This is a genomic window from Microvirga terricola, assembly GCF_011777495.1.
Taxonomy (GTDB): domain Bacteria; phylum Pseudomonadota; class Alphaproteobacteria; order Rhizobiales; family Beijerinckiaceae; genus Microvirga; species Microvirga terricola.
Window position 1 is genome coordinate 404,899 of the sequence record NZ_JAATJS010000003.1, and the last position, 21,712, is coordinate 426,610.

Annotated in this window: 18 protein-coding genes and 1 riboswitch; of the genes, 8 read left to right on the plus strand and 10 right to left on the minus strand. The window is 62.4% G+C overall.

The window, feature by feature from the left end:
* Nucleotides 1-230 precede the first annotated feature (230 nt).
* Nucleotides 231-1,724: a carbohydrate porin gene (locus HB375_RS10335; protein WP_246728440.1), complete on the plus strand. Its 1,494-nt coding sequence runs from the start codon at nucleotides 231-233 to the stop codon at nucleotides 1,722-1,724.
* A 31-nt stretch (nucleotides 1,725-1,755) separates the two neighbouring features.
* Here HB375_RS10335 and HB375_RS10340 read toward each other — a convergent pair whose 3' ends face one another.
* From HB375_RS10340 to HB375_RS10370, 7 genes are all read right to left on the minus strand, one after another.
* On the minus strand, nucleotides 1,756-2,361 hold the full coding sequence (locus HB375_RS10340; RefSeq protein WP_167672902.1) for an alkylhydroperoxidase domain protein: 606 nt from the start codon (nucleotides 2,359-2,361) through the stop codon (nucleotides 1,756-1,758).
* 14 nt (nucleotides 2,362-2,375) lie between these two features.
* Nucleotides 2,376-3,032 (minus strand): CMD domain protein, encoded by a 657-nt coding sequence (locus tag HB375_RS10345; protein WP_167672903.1) that lies wholly within the window; start codon nucleotides 3,030-3,032, stop codon nucleotides 2,376-2,378.
* A gap of 34 nt (nucleotides 3,033-3,066) precedes the next feature.
* On the minus strand, nucleotides 3,067-4,113 hold the full coding sequence (locus HB375_RS10350; RefSeq protein ID WP_167672904.1) for a putative FMN-dependent luciferase-like monooxygenase: 1,047 nt from the start codon (nucleotides 4,111-4,113) through the stop codon (nucleotides 3,067-3,069).
* Between the two features lie 28 nt (nucleotides 4,114-4,141).
* A complete protein-coding gene (locus HB375_RS10355; RefSeq protein WP_167672905.1) occupies nucleotides 4,142-5,773 on the minus strand; it encodes a dipeptide ABC transporter ATP-binding protein in 1,632 nt (543 codons plus the stop codon).
* Nucleotides 5,770-6,657, minus strand: coding sequence for an ABC transporter permease (locus HB375_RS10360; RefSeq protein ID WP_167672906.1), 888 nt, complete (start codon nucleotides 6,655-6,657; stop codon nucleotides 5,770-5,772). Before HB375_RS10360 ends, HB375_RS10355 begins: the two co-directional genes overlap by 4 nt.
* The gene (locus HB375_RS10365; protein WP_167672907.1) at nucleotides 6,654-7,598 is read right to left on the minus strand and encodes an ABC transporter permease; all 945 of its coding nucleotides are present in this window, start codon (nucleotides 7,596-7,598) and stop codon (nucleotides 6,654-6,656) included. The genes HB375_RS10360 and HB375_RS10365 overlap by 4 nt, the downstream gene beginning before the upstream one ends.
* A 74-nt stretch (nucleotides 7,599-7,672) precedes the next feature.
* Nucleotides 7,673-9,328, minus strand: a complete 1,656-nt coding sequence (locus HB375_RS10370; protein WP_167672908.1) for a TIGR04028 family ABC transporter substrate-binding protein — start codon at nucleotides 9,326-9,328, stop codon at nucleotides 7,673-7,675.
* Between the two features lie 348 nt (nucleotides 9,329-9,676).
* On the opposite strand from HB375_RS10370, the gene HB375_RS10375 reads away from it, so the two are divergent.
* From HB375_RS10375 to HB375_RS10390, 4 genes are all read left to right on the plus strand, one after another.
* Nucleotides 9,677-10,429: an ImuA family protein gene (locus HB375_RS10375; protein WP_167672909.1), complete on the plus strand. Its 753-nt coding sequence runs from the start codon at nucleotides 9,677-9,679 to the stop codon at nucleotides 10,427-10,429.
* The gene (locus tag HB375_RS10380) at nucleotides 10,347-11,852 is read left to right on the plus strand and encodes a DUF6504 family protein (protein WP_167672910.1); all 1,506 of its coding nucleotides are present in this window, start codon (nucleotides 10,347-10,349) and stop codon (nucleotides 11,850-11,852) included. Before HB375_RS10375 ends, HB375_RS10380 begins: the two co-directional genes overlap by 83 nt.
* A complete protein-coding gene (locus HB375_RS10385; protein ID WP_167672911.1) occupies nucleotides 11,849-15,106 on the plus strand; it encodes an error-prone DNA polymerase in 3,258 nt (1,085 codons plus the stop codon). The genes HB375_RS10380 and HB375_RS10385 overlap by 4 nt, the downstream gene beginning before the upstream one ends.
* A 37-nt stretch (nucleotides 15,107-15,143) precedes the next feature.
* Nucleotides 15,144-15,253, plus strand: a riboswitch (SAM-I-IV-variant riboswitch).
* A gap of 39 nt (nucleotides 15,254-15,292) precedes the next feature.
* Nucleotides 15,293-15,694, plus strand: a complete 402-nt coding sequence (locus HB375_RS10390) for a hypothetical protein (RefSeq protein WP_167672912.1) — start codon at nucleotides 15,293-15,295, stop codon at nucleotides 15,692-15,694.
* Here the strand turns inward: HB375_RS10390 and HB375_RS18505 are convergent.
* Nucleotides 15,622-16,539: an EamA family transporter gene (locus tag HB375_RS18505; protein WP_167672913.1), complete on the minus strand. Its 918-nt coding sequence runs from the start codon at nucleotides 16,537-16,539 to the stop codon at nucleotides 15,622-15,624. The two genes, HB375_RS10390 and HB375_RS18505, sit on opposite strands and share 73 nt — an antisense overlap.
* Nucleotides 16,540-16,570: 31 nt before the next feature.
* Nucleotides 16,571-17,140, minus strand: a complete 570-nt coding sequence (locus tag HB375_RS10400) for a hypothetical protein (protein WP_167672914.1) — start codon at nucleotides 17,138-17,140, stop codon at nucleotides 16,571-16,573.
* 307 nt (nucleotides 17,141-17,447) lie between these two features.
* Here HB375_RS10400 and HB375_RS10405 point away from each other — a divergent pair, with 307 nt between their 5' ends.
* The 3 genes from HB375_RS10405 to HB375_RS10415 all read left to right on the plus strand — a co-directional run bounded on the left by HB375_RS10405 (nucleotide 17,448) and on the right by HB375_RS10415 (nucleotide 20,443).
* Nucleotides 17,448-18,410, plus strand: a complete 963-nt coding sequence (locus HB375_RS10405) for a GAF domain-containing protein (RefSeq protein ID WP_167672915.1) — start codon at nucleotides 17,448-17,450, stop codon at nucleotides 18,408-18,410.
* Nucleotides 18,411-18,530: 120 nt separating this feature from the next.
* On the plus strand, nucleotides 18,531-20,048 hold the full coding sequence (gene adh / locus HB375_RS10410; RefSeq protein ID WP_167672916.1) for an aldehyde dehydrogenase: 1,518 nt from the start codon (nucleotides 18,531-18,533) through the stop codon (nucleotides 20,046-20,048).
* A gap of 53 nt (nucleotides 20,049-20,101) precedes the next feature.
* Nucleotides 20,102-20,443 carry a DUF779 domain-containing protein gene (locus HB375_RS10415; RefSeq protein WP_167672917.1) on the plus strand — a complete coding sequence of 114 codons (342 nt, stop codon included), beginning with the start codon at nucleotides 20,102-20,104 and terminating at the stop codon, nucleotides 20,441-20,443.
* On the opposite strand, the gene uxuA is transcribed toward HB375_RS10415, so the two are convergent.
* Complete coding sequence (gene uxuA / locus HB375_RS10420; protein WP_167672918.1) at nucleotides 20,440-21,636, minus strand: mannonate dehydratase; 1,197 nt, start codon at nucleotides 21,634-21,636, stop codon at nucleotides 20,440-20,442. The genes HB375_RS10415 and uxuA overlap by 4 nt on opposite strands.
* Nucleotides 21,637-21,712: the final 76 nt, after the last annotated feature.

Genomic DNA, 21,712 nt, shown 5'->3' on the forward strand with positions numbered 1-21,712 from the left:
CTGCGCCATCAAGTTCACGCTCTACCGGCCGAGCGGCAGCGCCGGCGATTCCGATATTTTCGGCGCAGCAATATGCGCCCCTGCTGGATATCCGGGTGGATATCTAGCCCACTTTCTCGAGAGCGCCGCTCCCAAATGAGGGCGGCGCTCGTTCTCTGGAAATAAGTCTCTTCAACGCTAGCTTGACTGTGCCAACCACTCTCGTCTGAAGGCGGCCGGAGGACAGGGCATTGAGAGCGTCCCTCATCATTCCTTTCCTGCTGGGAGCCCTGACGCTTGGCGGTTCCGCTTTCGCTGCCGACAAGGATGGCGAGGGCAAGAACACCCATGTTCAGAAGCCAAAGGCGAAGACGGAGAAATCCCAGAAGACGAAGAGACCGAAGAAGGCCAAGAAAAAGGAAGAGAAGAAGGAGGAGGAAAAGCCCGCCGCTTCATCCGCTCCTCCGTCCATTGCCAGTTCTCTCGGTCCGCTGGGAAACCTTTGGGGTGCCCGCACTGCGCTTGAAAAGGCTGGGGTGACTTCCAGCTTCATCTATATCGGCGAAGTGTTGGGTAACTCGACCGGGGGAATGCGCCAGGGGACGATCTACGAGGGCGCTCTTCAGGGTATTCTCGACGCCGATCTCGACAAGCTCGTCGGCTGGCACGGCGCGAGCTTCCACGCCAGTGCCTATCAGATCCATGGCCACGGGCTTTCGCGCTTTTACGTCGGCAATCTCATGTCAGTCAGCGGGATCGAGGCTTTACCTTCGACCCGGCTTTACGAGTTGTGGCTCGAACAAAAATTGGGAGACAAGGTGGCGCTTCGGGTGGGCCAGCTCGGAGCGGATACAGAGTTCGTCATCAGCCAATATGCAACTCTTTTCCTGAATACCACCTTTGGGTTCCCCTCGATCATGGCGAATGACCTTCCGAGCGGCGGGCCCACCTATCCGCTCGCGACGCCCGGTGTTCGGTTGAAGCTAACTCCGTCCGACAACGTGACGATCCTGGCTGGTCTCTTCGACGGGAATCCGGCCGGTCCGGGACCGAACGATCCGCAACGGCGCAACCATACGGGGCTCGCCTTCCGCACGTCGGATCCGCCTTTCGTGATCGGCGAGGTTCAATACGCCTATAATCAGGACAAGGATGCGAAAGGCCTGCCCGGCACATTCAAGTTCGGCGGCTGGCATCATTTCGGCCGCTTTGCCGATCAACGTTTCGACATCATCGGCTTGCCTTTGGCCGATCCGAGAAGTTCGGGGCGACCGAACCAACTCCTGGGCGATAGTGGCGTTTACGTCCTTATCGACCAGATGCTTTATCGGAAGGAAGGCACGACGGATCAGGGGATTGGCGTTTTCGCTCGCGCCTCGGCTTCGCCCAACGACCGAAACCTCGTCAGCTTTTACATCGACGGCGGTCTGACCTGGAAGGGGATGATCCCCGGCCGAGAGAACGACACGTTCGGCATCAGTTTCGCCTATTCGCGCATTTCAGATGCGGCGCGAGGTTTCGACCGGGATGTCGAGTTTTTCACCAGCATCGGTCGGCCGATCCGCTCCAGCGAGGCGGTGGTGGAGGTCACCTATCAGGCCGAGATCGTTCCGGGCTGGACGATTCAGCCGGATTTTCAATACGTCTTCCGCCCCGGCGGGAATATCACGAACCCGCGCGATCCGGCAGCGGGACGCATCAAGGATGCCGCCGTCTTCGGCTTGAGAACGACAATTCGGTATTGACGGCGCCGGATGTCTCCGGCGCCTCGCGTGGTCAGTGCTTAGGCGGTGTCGGCTCTCCGATGGAGAGCATCAACCGGTTCGCCCAGTTGAAAAAGGCCGCGCCGTTGATGACGTCAACGATCTCGGCGTCATCGAGGCCGACTTGGCGCAGGTCGTCGATATGCTTTTCTCCGAATGCAGACGGCGTCTCAGTCAACGCGACGGAAGCGGCAATGATCGCATTCCAGCGATTGTCGATGTCGACGCCGATACCATCGTCGAGAAGACGCTGAACGTCTTCGCCGCGCTTGGAATACTGGGTGGCGAAGCGCGAATGGACGGACGCACAGAAAATGCATCCGTTATGGCGCGAGGTGGCGGTCGCCGCGAGTTCACGCTCCGCTCGCGAGAGGCCAGAACTCGTGTTGTAGAAGATGTCCTTGTCTGTCTTCGTTCGGGCCTGGAGAATGTCCGGGTCGCGCGCCAACAGCAGGAAGTAGGGTGACTTCGCCCGCGAGGCATCGACGAGGCCGGCCCAATGCCTCTCGGTGAGCTGATCCGCCGGATACGGTTCGAGCCATGGCTGCCAGCCTAATTCTTCCTGCGTGAAGACGGTCGGCTCACGATTGTCGGGATAGGTGAGGGTGGATTCCGTCATGGTTGTTCTCCCGCCTAGATATGCCCGGACGCAAGCGCGCCGGTAAAAGGCTTTTTTGAGCTGGCTACGATGGCAGTTGACGTTGAGGCGAGCGTGCTAAGCCCCGCGATCACGCGGATCTGAAACGCCAGAAACGACACAAGCTGCGACAGCGTGACGATGTCGGTGGTGGACCAGCCGGCATCGAGCAGTTTCTGCAAAGCCTCGGGGCTCGCATCGCGCGGGTGGAAGACCAGAAGATGTGCATGCTCGAAAGCGGCGGTCAGGCGCGGCCCGAAGAGCGCGGCGGACTCTGCCGGTACGCGGTAGATCAGGCCATCCTTGTTCTCGACGGAGAGCGGGCCCTCCGGATAGCTGCCATAAGGCCCCCGCGTCGCGCCGCGCGTTACTTCGGCGATCACGGCATCGGCGATGCTCGGTGCTATCTTGCGCAAGGACGCGGCGTAGAAATCGCTCACTGCTGCCTGGCGATGAAGGCCAGCGACGAAGGTGGCGACCGCGAAACGCTCCAGTGCGGTGACGTTGCCGGGGACCTCGGGCTCGAAGAGGGCAAGATAGCTCTTCTGCGCGTTTTCCCGGGCCTGTGGGCGTTGATCGCGAATGGCATGAAGAGGCGAACCCGGCTCAATGCCGGCAAGCAGGTCGATAACGTCTGTCGTCCCTGTGCTCATGATTGAATCACTTTCTCTGATGTTGATCGGTAGCTCATCGCACCAGGGCGACGCGACGCTCGGCCGTTTCTTGCGGCTGACGCCATCCGAGGGCCGGCGCCACTTCCGTCGCAATCAGCTCGATGGAGCGCAGAATGTAAGGGTGTGGCGGATCGACGGAATGGACCTGGAACACCACGTCGGTGACGCGCGACAGGGTGGTGTCGGTGCTGAGCGAAGCGATGACATCCTCCGGCGTGCCGACATGCGTGTCGAAGGCCGCGATGAGATCGGAGAGGGAATTGCCGGGCAGGACATGACCCTTTTCAACGAAATGGTCCGCGATGCGCCGCAGGCCTTTTTCCGCGAAATGAAGGGCCTCTTCCCGGTTGTCGGCGACGAAGAGTGTGCGCGAACCGACAATGCGCGGCTCGCGACCGGGAGGTAGCTTTTCGAGATAGGCGTCAATGATCGGGTGCTGAAGATCCGCAAGCGAAGCATGCGGTGCATCCTTCGGGCGCGGCTGGGTGCGCGAGAGCATCAGGCCGTCGCCGGTCTCTCCCGCGCGCGCACCACCCGCCGCCGAGAATGTCGCCTGCCAGATCCGGTCTCCGAGGTGGGGAGCTGCTGGATAAAGCGCGTTGCCGCCCTCAAAAGGCCGCCCATTCCAGGCGTCGCGCACGGTTTTGAGGGCTCGCCCGAAAGTCTCGCCGCGATTGGCGCTGTCTAAGCCGAATGCCGTGAAGGAAGACGGTGTGCCGCCAGATCCGACGCCGACTTCGAGACGCCCGCCGGACAAAAGATCCAGCACCGCGGCGTCCTCTGCCACCCGGATCGGGTTTTCGAGCGGCAACGTGATGATGCCGGTTCCGAGACGGATGCGGGATGTCTTCGCCGCTACATGGCCAAGAAAAACCAGCGGCGCGGGGAGGCCGCCTTCCGCCTCATGAAAATGATGCTGGGCGACCCAAGCGGAGTCGAACCCGAATTTTTCGGCCTGAACGATCTGTTCGGTCGCGAAGCGATAGCGTTCCGCCGCGCTGGCTTCATCGAGAAGCCGCGTAAAAAATCCGAGGCGCTTATGTGTTGCCGGTGTCGTCATTCCTCAACTCCGAGAAAAAGGGAAATGGTTACGCGAGAGCGAATGTCTTGGTGCCTGGAATTGCGTCGATGAGTTCGCGCGTGTAGTCGCTGCCGGGGCGCAGGAAGACGTCCTCGACCGTCCCGCTGTCGACCTGCCGCCCGTCGTGCAGAACGGAGACCGTGTCCGCGATCTGCCGGACAACAGCGAGATCGTGCGAGATGAACAGGTAGGTCAGGCCCAGCTTCTGCTGGAGTTCGTCGAGAAGCCCAAGGATCTGGGCCTGGACTGTGACGTCGAGCGCGGAAACTGCCTCGTCCAGAACAAGAACCTGCGGATCGAGAACGAGCGCGCGCGCAATCGCCACGCGTTGTCTCTGGCCACCCGAAAGGGCGCGAGGTTTTCTCGTCAGTGTCGATTCCGGAAGGCCGACCCGCTCAAGAATGTCGTGCACCTTCCTCGTCCGATCTTCTCGCGCGATGCGCCCGAAATTGAGGAGTGGCTCCTCGATGATCTGAAAAATGCTTTGCAGCGGGTCTAGTGAGCCGAAAGGGTTTTGATAGACGAGCTGGATTTTTCGGCGGAACTGGCGCAGGTTTTCGCCACGCAAGGCCGTCACGTCGGCTCCATCGACGACGATGCGCCCCGATGTCGGTTTCTGGAACGCGACGACATTGCGCGCCGTCGTCGTCTTGCCGGAGCCGGATTCACCGACGATGGCGTGCGTGGTTCCCTTGCGTACTCTGAACGACACGCCATCGACCGCCCTGAACGTCTCGCGACCGTTCTTTACGGGAAAATCTTGGACAAGGTTTTCGACGACGATGGCGTATTCGTCGCTGCCCGTGTTCGCTTTGGAAACACGCTGTGGCTTGGCCAGTGAAGGCGCATCGGCCAGAAGCTTGCGCGTATAGGGGCTGCGCGGGGCGGAAAGCACCTCGGCGGTTGGCCCTCGCTCCTGAATGCGTCCGCCTTGCAGGACCACAAGGTGATTAGCCCGGTCGGCTGCGACGCCAAGGTCGTGGGTCACGAGCAGAACGGCGGTGTTGAACTCGCGACGAAGATCGTCGATGAGGTCGAGAATGCGTTTCTGCACCGTCACGTCTAGGGCGCTCGTCGGCTCGTCGGCGATGATGAGGGCAGGTTCGAGCGCAATTGCGATGGCGATCAGAACGCGCTGACGCATGCCGCCCGACAATTCGTGCGGATATTGCCGAGCCCGCAGTTCCGGATGCGAGAGGCCGACGCGTGCCAGCAGCTCAGTGACACGCGCCTCGATAGCCTTTTTGTCGCCGCGACCATGAATCTTCAGGATTTCACCGACCTGCTCGCCAATAGTCTTGACCGGGTTGAGCGAGCTTGTCGGGTCCTGCGGGATCAGGCTGATTTTGCTGCCGCGGATCGTATCGAGCTGCTTTTGCGACCATTTGGAGATGTCGGTGCCGTTCAGGCGAATGGCGCCGGATTCGAGACGACCATTCTCGGCGAGAAGTCCTATGACCGCTTGCGCGGTCGTGGTCTTACCGGAACCGGATTCGCCAACGAGCGCCACAACCTCACCGGGGCGCACGGCGAAAGAGACGCCGTGGACGACGGAGTGAAAAGCATCCTGGTCCTTGTAGGCGATGACGAGGTTGTCGATTTCCAGAACCGGCCTGTCCATTGCTTTCGCGGCGGTCATGGGCGCGCCTTTCCGAGGGATTGGCTGATGCGGTTTGCGGCCAGCACGACAAGGATCACGACGATGCCGGGCGCGGCGGTGAGCCACCAGGCGCGGGCGATGTAGTTGCGCCCCTCCGCGATCAGCAGACCCCATTCGGGAGTGGGCGGCGGCGCGCCATAGCCGAGAAAGCCGAGGGTCGAGATGGTGAGGATGGCAAAGCCGAACTGCAATGCGGCGAGCGCGATGACGGATGTGAGGGAATTGGGCAGGATGTGACGCCACAGGACGCTGGCGAAGGTGCCGCCGCTGCCGAAGCCCGCTTCGACGTAGTCGCTTTGGCGCACGCGTATGACTTCCGACCGGGCGAGGCGCGCAAACCGCGCGATGGAGGTGATGCCGACCGCAATCGCCGCGTTGATCGTGCCGAAGCCGAGCAGGACGATGATGCTCAGCGACAGAAAGAGATTGGGGATGGAGAGGAGGACGTCGACGACGCGCATGATGATGTCGCCCACGGCGCCCCTGACCGAGCCCGCGATCAGCCCGAGCGCAGTCCCGATCAACAGACCGACCGCGACAGCAATGAAGGCGCCGGAGAGCGAGTGTACGGAACCGTAAACGATGCGGGCGAAGAGATCACGACCGAGCGCATCGGTGCCGAGCCAATGGTCGGCACTCGGCGCGCGAAGCTGCGCTCCGGCGACACCGACTGTGCTGCTCTGGCTTGTGAAAAACTCCGGCGCGATGGCCCAGAGGGTGACGATGCCGATGATGGACCAGGCGAGCACCAACCCCGGTTGAACGCGTCTGAGATGGCGCAAGACAAGAGACAGCGAGACCTTGGACAGGAAGCCGTTATTCGCTTGCAGAAGAGGCTGATTGGTCGTGTGAGCACTGGTCATGCGGTGGCCTCTTTCTTGATCCGGAGGCGCGGATCGAACACGGGGTAGAGCAGATCCACGGCAAGGTTGATGACGACGAAGGCGGCGGCGGAGAAGACAACGATGGCCTGGAGGACGGCGATGTCCTGGTTGTTCACGGCCTGCTGCGTGACGCTGCCGATGCCGTTTAGTCCGAAGACCGCCTCGGTGACGACCGCGCCGGCGAGCAACTCACCAAAGAGGATGCCCGCGATGGTCAACGTCGGCAGCAGAGCGTTCTTGGTGACGTGCCTCCACAGTACCCAGTTGCGCGAGGCTCCCTTGGCGCGCGCTACGGCGATGAAGGGCTCGGTCAGCACATGGTCGATGTTGCGCATCAGCACCTGAGCAATCGGAGCCGAAATCGGGATCGCGAGCGTTGCTACCGGTAGGATCAGCGCTTCCCACTCGCCGGGGTTGATGACCGGAATGAGCCTGAGCTGAAACGAGAATATCTGGATCAGCATGATCCCGAGCCAGAACACCGGCACGGCGATGAACAATGCCGGCAGGGATTGGATGATCGAGCGGAGCCAGGAGAAGGCGATCAGCGTCGAGAGGAAAGAAATAGCGGCCGCAAGAACCGCTGCGGCCAGAAAGCCGAGCGTTGCCAGCCGCAATGTCGAGGGCAGGTTAGCAAGAAGAACGTGGCTGACCGGAACGCCCGCCTGCACCGAGTATCCAAAGTTCCCGGTGAGGAAATTGAGGATGGAATGGGCGTATTGGGTCCAGGCCGGGACATCGACGGCATAGGACGCGCGGATATCGGCGATCTGCTCAGGCCCGAGGCCGAGTTCCGGGTTCAGGAACTTGATGAGGATCGCATCGCCGGGCAGCGATTGCAGGAGAATGAACGAGATGGTGAAGGCGGCCCATAGCACGATCAACGCCTGTCCGATCCGGCCAATCAGATATCTCGACATGGAAGGTTCCATTCAGAAAGCGACGGGTCCGCGAAGGCCGCCCGGACGGCAGATGCAATCCGAGCGATTGATGCTCAGCGCGGCGCGAGCCATACGTTGTAGAAACTGGGGCGTCCGACCGCCTCGAAGCCGACGCCCCTGACATAAGGAGCGGCGGCAAAGGCCTGCGGCTCTTCGAAGATCGGAATGGCGTAGGCTTGGTCGACGACGTAGTTCTGGACGTCGCCGACGATGGCGAGGCGCTTCTCCTTGTTGGGCTCGGAGGCCAGCCCGTCGAGCAGCGCGTTCAGCTTATCGTCGACGAAAGACTTGACCTTGTCGCTGTTGCCGCCCTTCTGCAGCAGCACGTTGCGGTTGGTCGGGTAAAAGTGGCTCTTGATCACGTCCGGGTCCGCGCGTCCGACCATGCCTGGTGCGACGGCGGTCTTGAGCGGGTCGAGACTGTCCAGCGTCTTGCTGCCGGCATCGCCCACAAGCACGTTCAGCTTCACGCCGACCTTGCCCCATTGCTGGGCGACGAGTTGCAGCGTCTCCTTGTTCTGCGGCTGCGGCGGAGATTCATAGGCCGTCAACACGAGTTGCTGACCATCTTTCTGACGGACGCCGTTCGCGCCCACGGTCCAACCGGCTTCATCGAGCAGCGCCTTGGCCTTGTTGAGACCGTAGGTCAGCTTCGGAGAGATGTCGACATAGCCCTGCGCCGTTTTGGCAATGATGGATGTCGCCTTCGGATAGTTCGCAGAGAACAGCGTCGAGATGATCTCGCTGGAATTGGTGGCGTGCAGCAGGGCGCGACGGACGCGGACATCCGCAACCAGCGGATTATCGGGCCGGAACACGACGCTGTTGTTGACGCCGCGCGTCGAAGGCGCGTGGATCTTGTACTTCTGCGCCTCGACCTGCTTCTCGTCATAAGCCTGGATCTGGCGGATATAGTCCGCCTGTCCGGCAAGCAGCGCGCCGATGCGCACGCTGTCTTCCGGCGTGATGATGAGCTTGATCCCGTCGAGATAAGCGCGGCCCTGGTGCTCCAGCTTCGCCGGTCCCCAATTGTAGTCCTTGCGGGCGGTCAGCGTAAGTTCGCGGCCGATCTTCTCGCTCGCGACGACGAACGGGCCGGACCCGATGATCTTTGTCGCGTCGCCGAGTTCGTCATAAGGCAGCGTCAGTGTGGCGAGCGAGACGAGGCCGGAGCCGATCACTGATGTGCCTTGCAGGAAGCCGGGGGAAGGTTTCTTGAAAGTGAACTTCACCGTGTGGGCATCGATGACTTCGCTGCGGTCGTAATTGTTGATCACTTCCGAGACCGGAAGTTTCAGCGCTTTGTTGCCGAGGCCGAAGGTGTCGTAGTTCTTCGCCACCGCATTCGCGTCGAGCGGCGTGCCATCGGAGAAGGTGACGCCGGGGCGGATCTTGAACGTGTATTCGGTCGCATCCGCATTGATGGACCAGGACTCGGCGATCCAGGGCTCGATCTCCAGCGTCTCGGGATTCTGGTAGGTCAGCTTGTCGGTGATCTGGTTGAGGATGCCGCCATTCGGATAGAAGCCGCCCGCCGGTGGATAGAGGTTCGTGTGAGCCTGTTGCTCGAGATAAACCAGCGTGCCGCCCGTGACCGGCTTGTCGGGCTGGCCAGCAGCCAGAGCTGCGCTCCACAGGCCCACGAGGAGCGATGCGGTCGTCAGGGCAGCAAGGCTGGATTTCGGTTTGAAGCGGGGAGCGAGAGACAAGGGTCGGTCCTTCCTTGCGAGGGGGGCGGATAACGCGATCGATGGGTGTGATTATCCCGGGAATGACCGTCATCAGCAACGAGAATGTTCTTTTTTTAGAACGCTACGGGCAGATAATGTCTTCTCAAGTGGGATGGAATCTTGGAAAATTCTTCGCACTCTCCATGGAAAGCGACTGCGATTGGCCAATTTTTGAAAAGGAGATCCTAGGTGATTGTTCGTTAAATAGAACGATATTGAGTCGAGGATGAAACGTCGCTGACTCATGATGGAAGGTCCATTTGACTCCTTCTTAAATTAGAACATAATGAGAACATTGATGAGAGCCGAGATGTTTGGGCAAGGTGCATGCGTACCGGGCAACAGAGAATGCTTGCCGACTTACGGCATCGGATCGATCGCCTGGAACACGGGCATCGCCGTCGTGCCGCGTTGCCGTTCGGCATCGAGCCTGTCGACGGGCATCTGCCCGGCGGAGGGCTTGCTCTGGGGGCCTTGCATGAATGGATCGAGGCGGGACCTGCCGCCGAATTCGCCGGAGCAGCGACGCTCTTCGTGGCCGGGGTCGCGGCGCGCCTGAACGGGACTGTGCTGTGGTGCCTCAATCGTCGCGATCTTTTTGCGCCGGGCCTCATGAGGGCGGGGCTTCATCCCGACCGGGTGATCTATGCCGAAACGTTCCGCGAGCGCGATGTGCTGGCGGCGATGGAGGAGGGGCTGCATGAGAAGGGGCTTGCTGCCGTCATCGGCGAGGTGACGCGCCTTGGCCTGACGGCCTCGCGGCGACTTCAACTGGCCGCCGAGGCATCCGGTGTGCCAGCTTTCGTGCTGCGCCGCTGGTGGAATGTGGCGGAGAAAGAACTCGCCAGCCTGCCGAGCGCAGCGATGACGCGCTGGCGCATCTCGCCCCATTCTTCTCTTGCTCCGCCCGCGCCGGGCCTTGGCCGCGCCCGCTGGCATGTAGAGCTTCTGCGCTGTCGTGGCGGCGAACCCCATTCCTGGATTTTGGAGGCCTGCGATGAGAAGGGTCGTCTCGCTCTACCTTCCGACGTGGCCGACCGACCGGATCAGACGCCGGCTCGGCGCGCCGCTGCTGGATGAGCCGCTCGTCACCGTCATCACGGAGGGCTCGCGCCGCCTGATCGGCGCGGCCGATCACGCCGCCCATACGCTGGGATTACGCGCGGGTCAGACCATCGCTCATGCGCAGGCCATGGTGCCGAACCTGCATATCGTCGATGCGGTACTGGCAGAGGATGAAGCGTCTCTCACCGAACTGGCGCGTTGGTGCATCGGCTATTCGCCCATCGTCGCGCCCAACCCGCCGGATGGAATCTGGATCGACATTGCCGGATCGTCCCATCTCTTCGGCGGCGAAGAAAAGCTGATTGCCCATCTCGCGCGAAGGCTGACAGGGCAAGGGATCACTGCCGTGGCCTGCGTTGCCGATGCACCGGGCGCGGCCTGGGCCATGGCGCGTTATGGCGACCAATCCATCATCCCACCGCGCTGCACGGTGGATGCCATTGCGAGCCTTCCCATCGCGGCTTTGCGCCTGCCGCATCAAACCCTCGACGGAATGCACCGCCTCGGCATCGAGCGGATCGGCCAACTCGCCGCCATGCCGCGCGCGCCGATGGTACGTCGGTTCGGCAAGGACGTGGCGTTGCGGCTGGACCAGGCTTTCGGGCATGCCTTCGAGCCGCTCGATCCGCTGTTGCCGAAAGAGACGCCGCTTCAGCGCGTGAGTTTCGCAGAACCCGTTGGGCGGCTCGAGGATCTCGCTGCCATCGTGCAGCGTTTGGCGCAATTGCTCTGCGGTGATCTCGTCCGCGCATCGCTCGGCGTGCGGCGGCTCGATCTGATTTTCGAGCGCGTGGACCGGCAGAACATTGCGCTTCGCGTCGGCACGGCGAAAGCGACGCGGGACGCAAAGCATCTCGCCAAGCTTTTCGACGAGCGCCTGCAAACGGTCGATCCCGGTTTCGGCATCGAGGCGGCGATCCTCATCGCCAGCAAGGTCGAGCCTCTCAGCGACAAGCAGATAGAGGCCGCAAGCTTGCGAGGCGATGGCGCATCCGACGTGGATCTCAGCCGTCTCGTCGACAGGCTCGGCGCGCGACTGGGGGCGAAGCACGTTTATCGTATCGCGCCGGTCGAGAGCCGTGTGCCGGAGCGCTCCACGCAGCGCATTCCCGCGCTTGCGCCGCTCACAGGGCTCACATGGCCCGAAGGCCTGCCGCGCCCGGCGCGTCTGCTCGATCCGCCCGAGCCCGTGACCGCGACGGCGCTTCTGCCGGATCATCCGCCTGCCTTCTTCATCTGGCGACGCGTGCGCCATCGCGTAACCAAGGCGGACGGGCCGGAGCGCATCACCGGCGAATGGTGGCTCTCGGAAAAGGAGCGCGCATCCTTGCGCGATTACTACCGGGTTGAGAACGAAGAGGGCGCGCGCTTCTGGCTCTTTCGTGATGCGCCTGCCGACGAAGGTGGCCGCTGGTGGCTGCACGGGCTTTTTGCATGAGCTACGCAGAGCTTCAGGTCACGACGCATTTCTCGTTCTTGCGGGGCGCTTCGAGCCCGCGCGAGTTGTTCGAGCAGGCGAAGTTTCTCGGCATTTCTGCGCTCGGCATCGTCGATCGCAATTCACTGGCCGGCATCGTGCGCGCCTACGAGGCGTCGAAGGAAACGGGTGTGCGTCTCGTGGTCGGCTGCCGGCTCGATCTCATCGATGGCACGTCGCTTCTCGTCTATCCTACCAACAAGGCTGCCTATTCCCGCCTGTGCCGCCTGCTCAGCCTCGGCAAGAGCCGCGCGGGCAAGGGCAAATGCGCGCTGACCTGGGATGACGTGGAGGTCTGGAACGAGGGTCTTCTCGCCGTGCTTCTGAGCGATCATGCGGACGAGACGCTTGCGGCAAACTTACGTCGGCTGAAGCGCACCTTCGGCAACCGCGCCTACATGGCGCTGATCCGTCGTTTCGCTCCGGAGGAGCATGTGCGCCTCTGGCAGGTGGAGCAGGCCGCGCAAGCAGCAGGCGTGCCGAGCGTTGCGATGGGCGACATTCTCTATCATCACCCGACACGCCGCATGTTGCAGGATGTGGTGGCCTGTATCCGCCAGGGCTGCACCATCGATGAAGCGGGCTTTCGCCTGGAGCGGCACGCGGATCGCTTCCTGAAAGATCCGACTGAAATGAAGAGGCTGTTCGAGCGCCACCCCGAGGCGGTCGCGCGGACGGGCGAGATCGTCAGGCGCTGCCAGTTTTCGATGGACGAATTGCGCTATCAATATCCGAGCGAGACAGAACCCGGCGAGACGGCACAGGAGAAGCTGGAGCGGCTGACTTGGGAGGGCGCGAAAAACCGTTACCCCGAAGGTCTGTCCGATCAGGTCGCTGCCCAGTTGCGGCATGAATTGAATCTGATCGAGAGCCTTGAGTACGCGCCTTACTTCCTCACCGTCCATTCCATCGTGAGCTTTGCCCGCGGAGAGGGTATTCTCTGCCAGGGACGGGGGTCTGCAGCGAATTCCGCCGTCTGTTACGTTCTCGGAATCACCTCCATCGATCCCGTCCGTTCCGAACTTCTATTCGAGCGCTTCATCTCGCAGGAGCGCAACGAGCCGCCGGATATCGACGTCGATTTCGAGCACGAGCGGCGGGAGGAGGTGATCCAATGGATCTACGACACCTATGGCCGCAATCGCGCGGCGCTCACCGCCGTGGTGAGTTGCTACCGCTCGCGCGGCGCGGTGCGAGAGGTTGGCAAGGTTCTGGGCGTGCCGGAAGACGTCACGGCGGGATTGGCCGGGCTCGTCTGGGGCTGGAGCGAGGAAGGGGTCAACGAGCGCGATGTGAAGGAACTCAACCTCAATCTCGCCGATCCGCGCCTTCGTCTCACGCTTGAGCTGTCCCGCGACCTCATCGGCGCGCCGCGCCATCTCTCCCAGCATCCGGGCGGTTTCGTGCTGACGCAGGATCGCCTCGACGATCTCGTGCCCATCGAGCCCGCCGCCATGGACAACCGGCAGGTGATCGAGTGGGATAAGAACGACATCGAGATCCTGCGCTTCATGAAGGTCGATGTGCTCGGCCTCGGCATGCTCGGCTGCATGCGCCGCGCCTTCGATCTTTTGCGCGAGCATAAAGATGTTGCGCACGATCTGGCTTCCATCCCTGAGGGCGATGAACAGACTTATGCCATGATCTGCAAGGCCGACACGCTCGGCGTGTTCCAGATCGAAAGCCGGGCGCAGATGGCGATGTTGCCCCGCATGAAGCCTAAGACATTTTACGACTTGGTCATCGAGGTCGCCATCGTCAGGCCCGGTCCCATTCAGGGCGACATGGTGCACCCCTATATCCGCCGTCGCGAGGGGCGGGAGAAAGAAGATTACCCAACACCGGAACTCGAACGAGTCTTAAAAAAGACCCTCGGCATTCCTCTATTTCAGGAACAGGCCATGCGAGTGGCCATCGAATGCGCGGGATTCACCCCCTCCGAAGCGGATCGACTGCGCCGCTCCATGGCGACTTTCAAGTTCAAGGGAGATGTGTCGAAATTTCAGGAAAAGCTGATGAGCGGCATGCTGGAGCGCAGTTACTCTCAAGAGTTTGCCGATCGCATCTTCCGGCAGCTCGAAGGCTTCGGCTCATATGGTTTTCCTGAAAGCCACGCGGCCTCTTTCGCGCTCATCGCCTATGCCTCGTCCTGGATGAAATGCCATCATCCTGATGTGTTCTGCTGCGCGCTTCTCAATGCGCAATCGATGGGCTTTTACGCTCCGGCGCAGATCGTGCGCGATGCGCGCCAGCATGGCATCGAAGTGCGCCCCGTCGATGTGAACCATTCGCGGTGGGATAGCACGCTGGAGTCGATAGGCGACAAAACGCGTTTCGCCGTGCGCCTTGGCCTGCGTCTAGTGAAGGGGCTCTCCAATGCCGATGGCGCGGCCATAGCTCTTTCGCGCGGCGATGCTCCATTCTCGTCCTTCGAGGAGTTGCAATTGCGCGCGCATGTACCTGCCGCTGCGCTCGAACGGTTGGCAGAGGCCGATGCCTTCGGGTCGCTCGGCAACAATCGTCGCGATGCGCTCTGGACGATCAAAGGCTTGAGCGATGCGCCTCTGCCGCTCTTCGTGGCGGCGGACGAGCGGGATGCACGCGTGCGTGCAGAGACCACAGAGCCAACCGTCTCTCTCACGCCCATGACATCCGGCCGGGAGGTTGTGGAGGATTACCGCTCGAAAGGAGTGACCCTGCGCCGCCATCCGCTGGCCTTCCTTCGCGAGGATCTGGCGCAGCGGCGCATGATTTATTGTGCGGATTTGAGAACCGCTCGAGACGGGCAGCGCGTGACGGTGCCGGGTCTCATCCTCGTTCGTCAGAAGCCGGGCTCTGCCAAGGGCGTGCTGTTCATGACCATCGAGGACGAGACGGATGTGGCCAATCTCATCATCTGGCCGGCTCTGTATGAAAAGCAGCGTCGTCTCATCCTGTCCGCAGGCATGGTCGCCTGCCGAGGCCGTGTGCAGAGGGAAGGGGAGGTGATCCATGTGGTTGCGGAGCATCTCATCGATCTCTCCGATCTTCTGCGGAGCGTGGGCGAACGGGGCGAACCTTTCCCGCTGCCCCATGGACGGGGTGACGAGGCTATAACCGGCGGCCGCCCCGATCCGCGCGAGCGCGATGCGCTCGGCCGTAAGCCGCGCGACATCTCTATTCCCGATCTCAGGCAGGGCCACGGCATCAAGGTGAAGACGCGGGATTTCCGGTAAAGCTGGTTGAACAATGTCCCGCGCTGCGTTATGACCAAAAGCACATCAAGAGTTGGGCTTGAACCGCCCAACGCCAACCTGCTGACCGAGCAAGGTGGCGCTCCCGAAAGGGGGGATGTGGCCGAACCGGCAACCAAACGGGATCATGCCACTGCGCCAGTCTGCTCATTCGTAAGGAGTCGACTGATGCCGCAAGGCAGCCAGCCCGATCTGCCGTTGAGCGTGAGACCTGACGATCAGGTTCTTTTCGTCGCCAATTGCGCCTGGAAGAACCGCTTCGGCCGCGCCGAGCCGTCCTCTCTCTATGTCGTAGTCCACCGCGAGCCGGCGGGAAGCTGGACGCACATCTACCGTGTCGTCCTGGACGCGTTCCCCGGCCGCGCCATCGTCTATCTGGAGGCAGCGCTCGAAGGCGAGCGTCTCCATGAAGGGCGCAAGAAAGCTTTGATGATGCTCGAGCGTCAAACGGGGCTCGCGGTGACAGCCGGGGCCTCCGGCAAGCAGGCCGCCCCTGCTTATCGCCAGAAGATGATTGCGATCCCGGCGATGGCGACCAGTGCACCGCACCACGCCTGCCACGCGGGCTGAACGCCGGTCCGCAGCCACAACATCGGAAGAATGGCGACCGGCGCCATGGATGACAGGGTCGAGGCGATAGCGACGCTCGTTGCCGTGAGCGCCATCATCAGCATCGACATGCCGACGACATAGCCGATGAACATGCCGAGCGAGAGGAGCGCTAGAGGGCGCGCGCTCGGGATGAGGATGCCGATCTTCCATGTCCGCGGGGAAGCGAGATAGAGCCCCCACATGATGATCCCGGCGGCGAGCACACGTACGGCCATCACACCGAACGGATCGACGTGATCCATCATCACCGGGCGCATCGAGAGAATGCCGACCGCCTGTCCCAGGGCCGCCAGGACAACGAGAAGAATTCCCTTCATGGAAGGGCGCGTCTCGCTATGGACCGAACTTTCCTGCGCCAGATCGGGGTCCGCTGCTGGCTGGGTGGTCGGCTTTCCGAAGCCGACGGCCAGCACGATCCCGCACACGACCAAAGCGCAACCGAGAACCTGAGTAGGCCCGAGGGTTTCGCCCAGCACGAGAAAGCCGAGGATTGCGGCGAACGGCGCGCTCAAGGAAAAAATCAGCGCCGTACGCCGGGCTCCGATCCGCGCGATGCCGCCGTTGAGCGCGGGGTCGGCTATGACGATGCCTGAGACGCTCGACAGGAGGATCAGCGGGATGTGGCCGGCGTGAAGGGTGCTCCAGCCGCTGGTGATCGTCGCCACTAGCGCCATCATGATGAAACCCGTCACCATGCGCCAGCGCGAGAGCGACATCGCTCCGCCAACCGCTTTGAGCATCTCGGCCGAGATCATGCCCGCAAGGGCGATGCAGATGGATGTGCCGATTGCGAGGAAGCTCACGGGGGTTGTCTTTCGTGGGGAGAGCGCAGCGCTAGGGGCGCGAGGAGAAGGAGATGAGCGCGGCCTGGAAGCGTTCGCGAACCACGGCGAGCGGTCGGCCCTTCCCGTCGATCACGACGGCTTGGTGTTCGAGGATTGTGTCCGGCCCCCAGGCTTCGCCGTCGCCGGGGTCGTTGAAATGGATGGCGAAATTGCGTCGCGCCGGATCAAGCGGCGCAATCACTGCTCCGAAGGGTAGATCAGTCCCATCCAAAGCTTCATTCATCTGCGCCGACAGGCGGCTGGGCAGGAACCAATTGTCCGCGGTCACAAGAGGTAAATCGCCACGGGCAAGCTCGACGCGACGGTGACGGATGAGCTCTTCGGACATCGCGCCAAGCGCGGGGAGCGACAAGTCCCGCGCGGACAAGGTCCGGTCGTCCTGAAGGCGGCGGGCGATGATGGGGCCGTCGGAAAGGCCGTGCTCCTCGCACCAGTCCAGAAGCGAGGCGGTGGCCGTTTTCGCCTGGACGATGCGTTCGCTCAGCTCGCGAATAAGGGCATCCCGTTCAACCCAGTGGGCGCCCGTCGCCAGAAGTCCCTTTCCGCTTAAAGAAGTCATGGTCAGCTGAAAGCCTTCCGCCCTTGTGTCCGGGGATGGGGTTGGGTTTTAAAATGTAGTGCCGATGGAGGCGGCAGCCTGCGCGTAATCCCTTAGTGCCGGTTGGCTGGTCGCAGCAAGCCCGGTGGCGCGGGATAGCGGTTGATGAGGCGACCGGTTCGACTGGTCCCGCCCCTTGTTGCGCCCCATTTACGCGCTGGAATGCCACCTCGACAGTTTCCCGGCTAATTCCCCGAAAGGAGCGGTTGGGCAACGGTTTGAGGTGTGCATCATTCTGAGAGCATAAGAACAAGGTTGAGGAAACGCTATGGGCTCGTCCCCCGAACGCGGCCACGCGGCGCGCATTGCGCAGGCGTTGGAAACCTCCATGCCGGCGCGGTCAGTTGTCGCGGCCTCCTGGCAGCGTTCCCTGACGCGCTATGGCCTCGACCCGCTCGAATCTCGCCCGCCCCGAACCTTGACCGGCCAGGAGTTGCGCGAGGCGCGCGAGGGGCTGGAGCCCTTGCTTCATTCCGCGCAGGCGCCTCTCGACCGGCTGTTCCAGGCCGTTGGCGATGCGGGCTGCTGTGTTCTGTTTTCGGACCGCAACGGTGTCCCTCTGGACCGGCGCGGTGCGGCGACTGACGATTCAACCTTCTACCGTTGGGGGCTTTGGACTGGAGCGGTGTGGAGCGAAGAGGCCGAAGGCACCAATGGCATCGGCACCTGTCTCGCGGAGGGCAGGGCGCTGACCATTCATCGGGACCAGCACTTTCACGCCCGCAATACGGGTCTCAGTTGCACCGTCGCGCCGGTTTACGATCACACCGGCCAGCTCGCCGCCTGCCTCGATGTCTCTTCCTGCCGCGCGGATCTCACCGAGGGCTATGTCGGCTTGATTGCGACAGCAGTTGCGGACGCCGCGCGCCAGATCGAAGCGCTGAATTTCCGCAAGGCCTTCCCGCAAGCCCGCATCGTCCTGGTCGATGGGGCGTCGGCGGGCGGAGCGGGACTTCTCGCTCTCGATCATGACGACCTCGTCATCGGCGCGACCCGCGCCGCGCGGCTCGCTTTCGGCATCACCGACGCTCGGATCGCGGCCTTGCTTCCGGCACAGGAAGTGCTGAAGGACGACGCAGAGCACGATTTGATTGACGCCGAGCGAAGCGCCGTCAGGCGCGCACTGGCGCGAGCGAAGGGCAATGTCTCCGAGGCTGCCGCGGCGCTCCACATCAGCCGCGCCACGTTGCATCGCAAAATGAAGCGCCTCGGCCTTCAGCGTGGCCGATAACTGTCGCAGATCTGCGACACTTCCTCCGAGGCTCCTCTTCGGGAGGCGATGACAAGTCCCGCCTTCGCGCCAAGTCTGACGATCAAGACGCCGCGGATGGCGCGATGAGGAGAGGAAGCGATGAACAAGCCGGAATTCGTGCGCACAGCACAGCCCAAGTTCAAGGCGAAGTACGGCAACTATATCGGCGGTGAGTGGGTCGAGTCGACAAGCGGCCGGTATTTTGCGAACACGTCTCCCGTCAACGGTCAGGTGCTCTGCGAGATCGCCCGCTCGGACGCGGCAGACGTGGAACTCGCGCTTGACGCTGCGCATGCGGCCAAGGACACCTGGGGTCGCACCAGTGCGGCCGAGCGCAGCGTGATCCTCAACGCCATCGCACAGCGCATGGAAGACAATCTCGCGCTGCTGGCGGAGGCCGAGACCTGGGACAACGGCAAGCCGATCCGCGAAACCACCGCAGCCGACCTGCCACTCGCCATCGATCATTTCCGCTATTTCGCGGGCTGTATCCGCGCGCAGGAAGGCGGCATTTCCGAGATCGACCACGATACAATCGCCTATCACTTCCACGAACCTCTCGGCGTCGTCGGCCAGATCATTCCGTGGAACTTCCCGCTTCTGATGGCGACGTGGAAGCTCGCTCCGGCGCTCGCTGCCGGTAATTGCGTGGTCATCAAGCCCGCCGAACAGACGCCCGCTTCCATTCTGGTCTGGGCGGAACTGATCGGCGATCTTCTGCCGCCGGGCGTTCTCAACATCGTCAACGGCTTCGGCCTGGAAGCGGGCAAGCCGCTCGCATCGAGCCCGCGCATCGCCAAGATCGCATTCACGGGCGAGACCACGACCGGTCGCCTCATCATGCAATATGCCAGCCATAACCTGATCCCGGTCACGCTGGAGCTTGGCGGCAAGTCACCGAACATCTTCTTCAAGGATGTCGCCAACGAGGATGACGATTACTTCGACAAGGCCATCGAAGGGTTCGTCATGTTCGCGCTCAACCAGGGCGAGGTCTGCACCTGCCCGAGCCGCGCCCTGATCCACGAGAGCATCTATGATCGCTTCATGGAGCGGGCGCTCAAACGCGTCGACGAGATTGTCCAGGGCGATCCGCTCAATCCCGCGACCATGATCGGCGCGCAGGCGTCGTCCGAACAGCTCGAGAAGATTTTGAGCTATTTCGACATCGGGCGGCAGGAAGGCGCGGAAGTGCTGCGCGGTGGCGAGCGCAACAAACTGTCGGGCGATCTTGCGGGCGGCTATTACGTGAAGCCGACGGTCCTGCGCGGGCACAACAAGATGCGCGTGTTCCAGGAAGAAATCTTCGGTCCCGTCGTCTCCGTCACGACCTTCAAGGACGATGACGAGGCGTTGCACATCGCCAACGACACGCTCTACGGCCTCGGCGCCGGCGTGTGGAGCCGCGAGGCGAACCGGTGCTATCGCTTCGGACGGGCGATTAAGGCCGGCCGCGTGTGGACCAATTGCTATCACGCCTATCCGGCCCATGCGGCCTTCGGCGGCTACAAGCAATCCGGCATCGGCCGCGAAAACCACAGCATGATGCTCGATCATTACCAGCAGACCAAAAACATGCTGGTCAGCTATAGCCCGAAGAAGCTCGGCTTCTTCTAAAGAGACTGACGGCGCGGGCGTTGTCGCCCGCGCCGCCCACCTGGAGCATCACCATGACCGAACCTGTGCGCGTCGAAGCGACGCCGGCGGCATTGGCGTTGATCGAGGAGATCAAGGCCGAGCACGGCCCGATCCTGTTTCATCAATCCGGAGGATGCTGCGATGGCTCGTCTCCGATGTGCTACGCGCAAGGGGACTTCATCGTCGGTGACCGGGACGTTCTGCTCGGCACGATTGCCGATGTCCCGGTCTATATCAGCGAGTCTCAGTTCGCGGCCTGGCAGCACACGCAACTGATCCTGGACGTCGTGCCCGGACGTGGCGGCATGTTCTCCCTCGACAATGGTCGGGAAAAACGCTTTCTCACGCGCTCGCGACTGATGCCGGAAGCCTAGAGCGGAAGATTGCGCAACTGAGACACCGCCGTCATCACGCCGCGCAGTTCGGCGAGGCCCCTCATGCGGCCGATGGCGGGGTATCCCGGATGGGTCGGCTTGCCGACATCATCCAGCAGTTCATGCCCGTGGTCGGGTCGCATCGGGATGCGCCACTTCGGATCTCCCGCCGCCTTCCTGCGCTGTTGCTCCTCAAGCAGAACCGTCACAACCGCCACCATGTCGGTGTCACCGCCGAGGTGATCGGCTTCCATGAACGATCCGTCCGGTTCTTTCGCCACATTTCGCAGATGCGCGAAATAGATTTTGTCCGCGAAACGCCGGCCAATGGCGGGAACGTTGTTCGCCGGACCTGCGCCGAGCGACCCGCTGCAGAGCGTGATACCGTTGGCGGGAGAATCGACCGCGCCGATGATGAAAGCCAGATCGTCCGCATTGGAGACGATGCGCGGCAGGCCCATGAGCGGACGCGGCGGATCGTCCGGGTGGATGCACATGCGAATCCCGACCTCTTCCGCGACCGGAATGACCTCGCGCAGGAAGCGCGCGAGATTGTCCCGCAGGCGTTTCGCATCGATATCGCGATAACGGTCGAGCATGCGGCGAAGGCCGGGAATGTCATAGCGGTCATAGGCGCCCGGCAAGCCGGCCATGATGTTGGCGAGAAGCTTGCGGCGGTCGGCTTCCGTCGAGCGATTGAACCACTCCCGCGCCCGCGCCAGGACTTCCGGTGAATGGTCCGCCTCCGCGCCGGGGCGTTCAAGCGTGAAGCAGTCGAAGGCCGCATGTTCATGCGCATTGAAGCGCAAGGCCGTTCCACCGCCGGGCAGCGGGTAGGCAAGCTCCGTCCGCGTCCAGTCCAGCACCGGCATGAAGTTGTAGCAGACGGTCGTGATGCCGCATTGTGCGAGATTGCGCAGCGATTGACGGTAATTGTCGAACAAAGGCGTGAGATCGCCTTCACCGATCTTGATCGATTCGTGGACCGGCAGACTCTCGACGACACTCCAGCGCAGGCCGAGGGCGGGATCGGCGGCGATTAGCCCCTTGCGCGCTTCGATATCCTCGACGCCCCACACGACCCCGTAAGGGATTTGATGCAACGCCGTGACGATGCCGGTCGCGCCGGTCTGGCGGATGTGCGAGAGTCTGACAACGTCGTCGGGGCCGAACCACCGCCACGTCTGTTCCATTTTTAAGAACTCCCCGTCGAGCCGGCGGTAGACGCCGGAATAAGAGACTGTTTTCGATGCGAGGCCACGAGCCGGA

What these genes read in the sequence shown, in the direction of transcription:
- HB375_RS10415 (WP_167672917.1), top strand. Translation starts at nt 20,102, where the DNA reads ATGACCGAACCTGTGCGCGTCGAAGCGACGCCGGCGGCATTGGCGTTG.
- HB375_RS10405 (WP_167672915.1), top strand. Translation starts at nt 17,448, where the DNA reads ATGGGCTCGTCCCCCGAACGCGGCCACGCGGCGCGCATTGCGCAGGCG.
- HB375_RS10385 (WP_167672911.1), top strand. Translation starts at nt 11,849, where the DNA reads ATGAGCTACGCAGAGCTTCAGGTCACGACGCATTTCTCGTTCTTGCGG.
- HB375_RS10390 (WP_167672912.1), top strand. Translation starts at nt 15,293, where the DNA reads ATGCCGCAAGGCAGCCAGCCCGATCTGCCGTTGAGCGTGAGACCTGAC.
- HB375_RS10350 (WP_167672904.1), bottom strand. Translation starts at nt 4,113, where the DNA reads ATGACGACACCGGCAACACATAAGCGCCTCGGATTTTTTACGCGGCTT.
- uxuA (WP_167672918.1), bottom strand. Translation starts at nt 21,636, where the DNA reads ATGGAACAGACGTGGCGGTGGTTCGGCCCCGACGACGTTGTCAGACTC.
- HB375_RS10400 (WP_167672914.1), bottom strand. Translation starts at nt 17,140, where the DNA reads ATGACTTCTTTAAGCGGAAAGGGACTTCTGGCGACGGGCGCCCACTGG.
- HB375_RS10345 (WP_167672903.1), bottom strand. Translation starts at nt 3,032, where the DNA reads ATGAGCACAGGGACGACAGACGTTATCGACCTGCTTGCCGGCATTGAG.
- HB375_RS10375 (WP_167672909.1), top strand. Translation starts at nt 9,677, where the DNA reads ATGCGTACCGGGCAACAGAGAATGCTTGCCGACTTACGGCATCGGATC.
- HB375_RS10360 (WP_167672906.1), bottom strand. Translation starts at nt 6,657, where the DNA reads ATGACCAGTGCTCACACGACCAATCAGCCTCTTCTGCAAGCGAATAAC.
- HB375_RS10365 (WP_167672907.1), bottom strand. Translation starts at nt 7,598, where the DNA reads ATGTCGAGATATCTGATTGGCCGGATCGGACAGGCGTTGATCGTGCTA.
- HB375_RS10340 (WP_167672902.1), bottom strand. Translation starts at nt 2,361, where the DNA reads ATGACGGAATCCACCCTCACCTATCCCGACAATCGTGAGCCGACCGTC.
- HB375_RS10355 (WP_167672905.1), bottom strand. Translation starts at nt 5,773, where the DNA reads ATGACCGCCGCGAAAGCAATGGACAGGCCGGTTCTGGAAATCGACAAC.
- adh (WP_167672916.1), top strand. Translation starts at nt 18,531, where the DNA reads ATGAACAAGCCGGAATTCGTGCGCACAGCACAGCCCAAGTTCAAGGCG.
- HB375_RS10380 (WP_167672910.1), top strand. Translation starts at nt 10,347, where the DNA reads ATGAGAAGGGTCGTCTCGCTCTACCTTCCGACGTGGCCGACCGACCGG.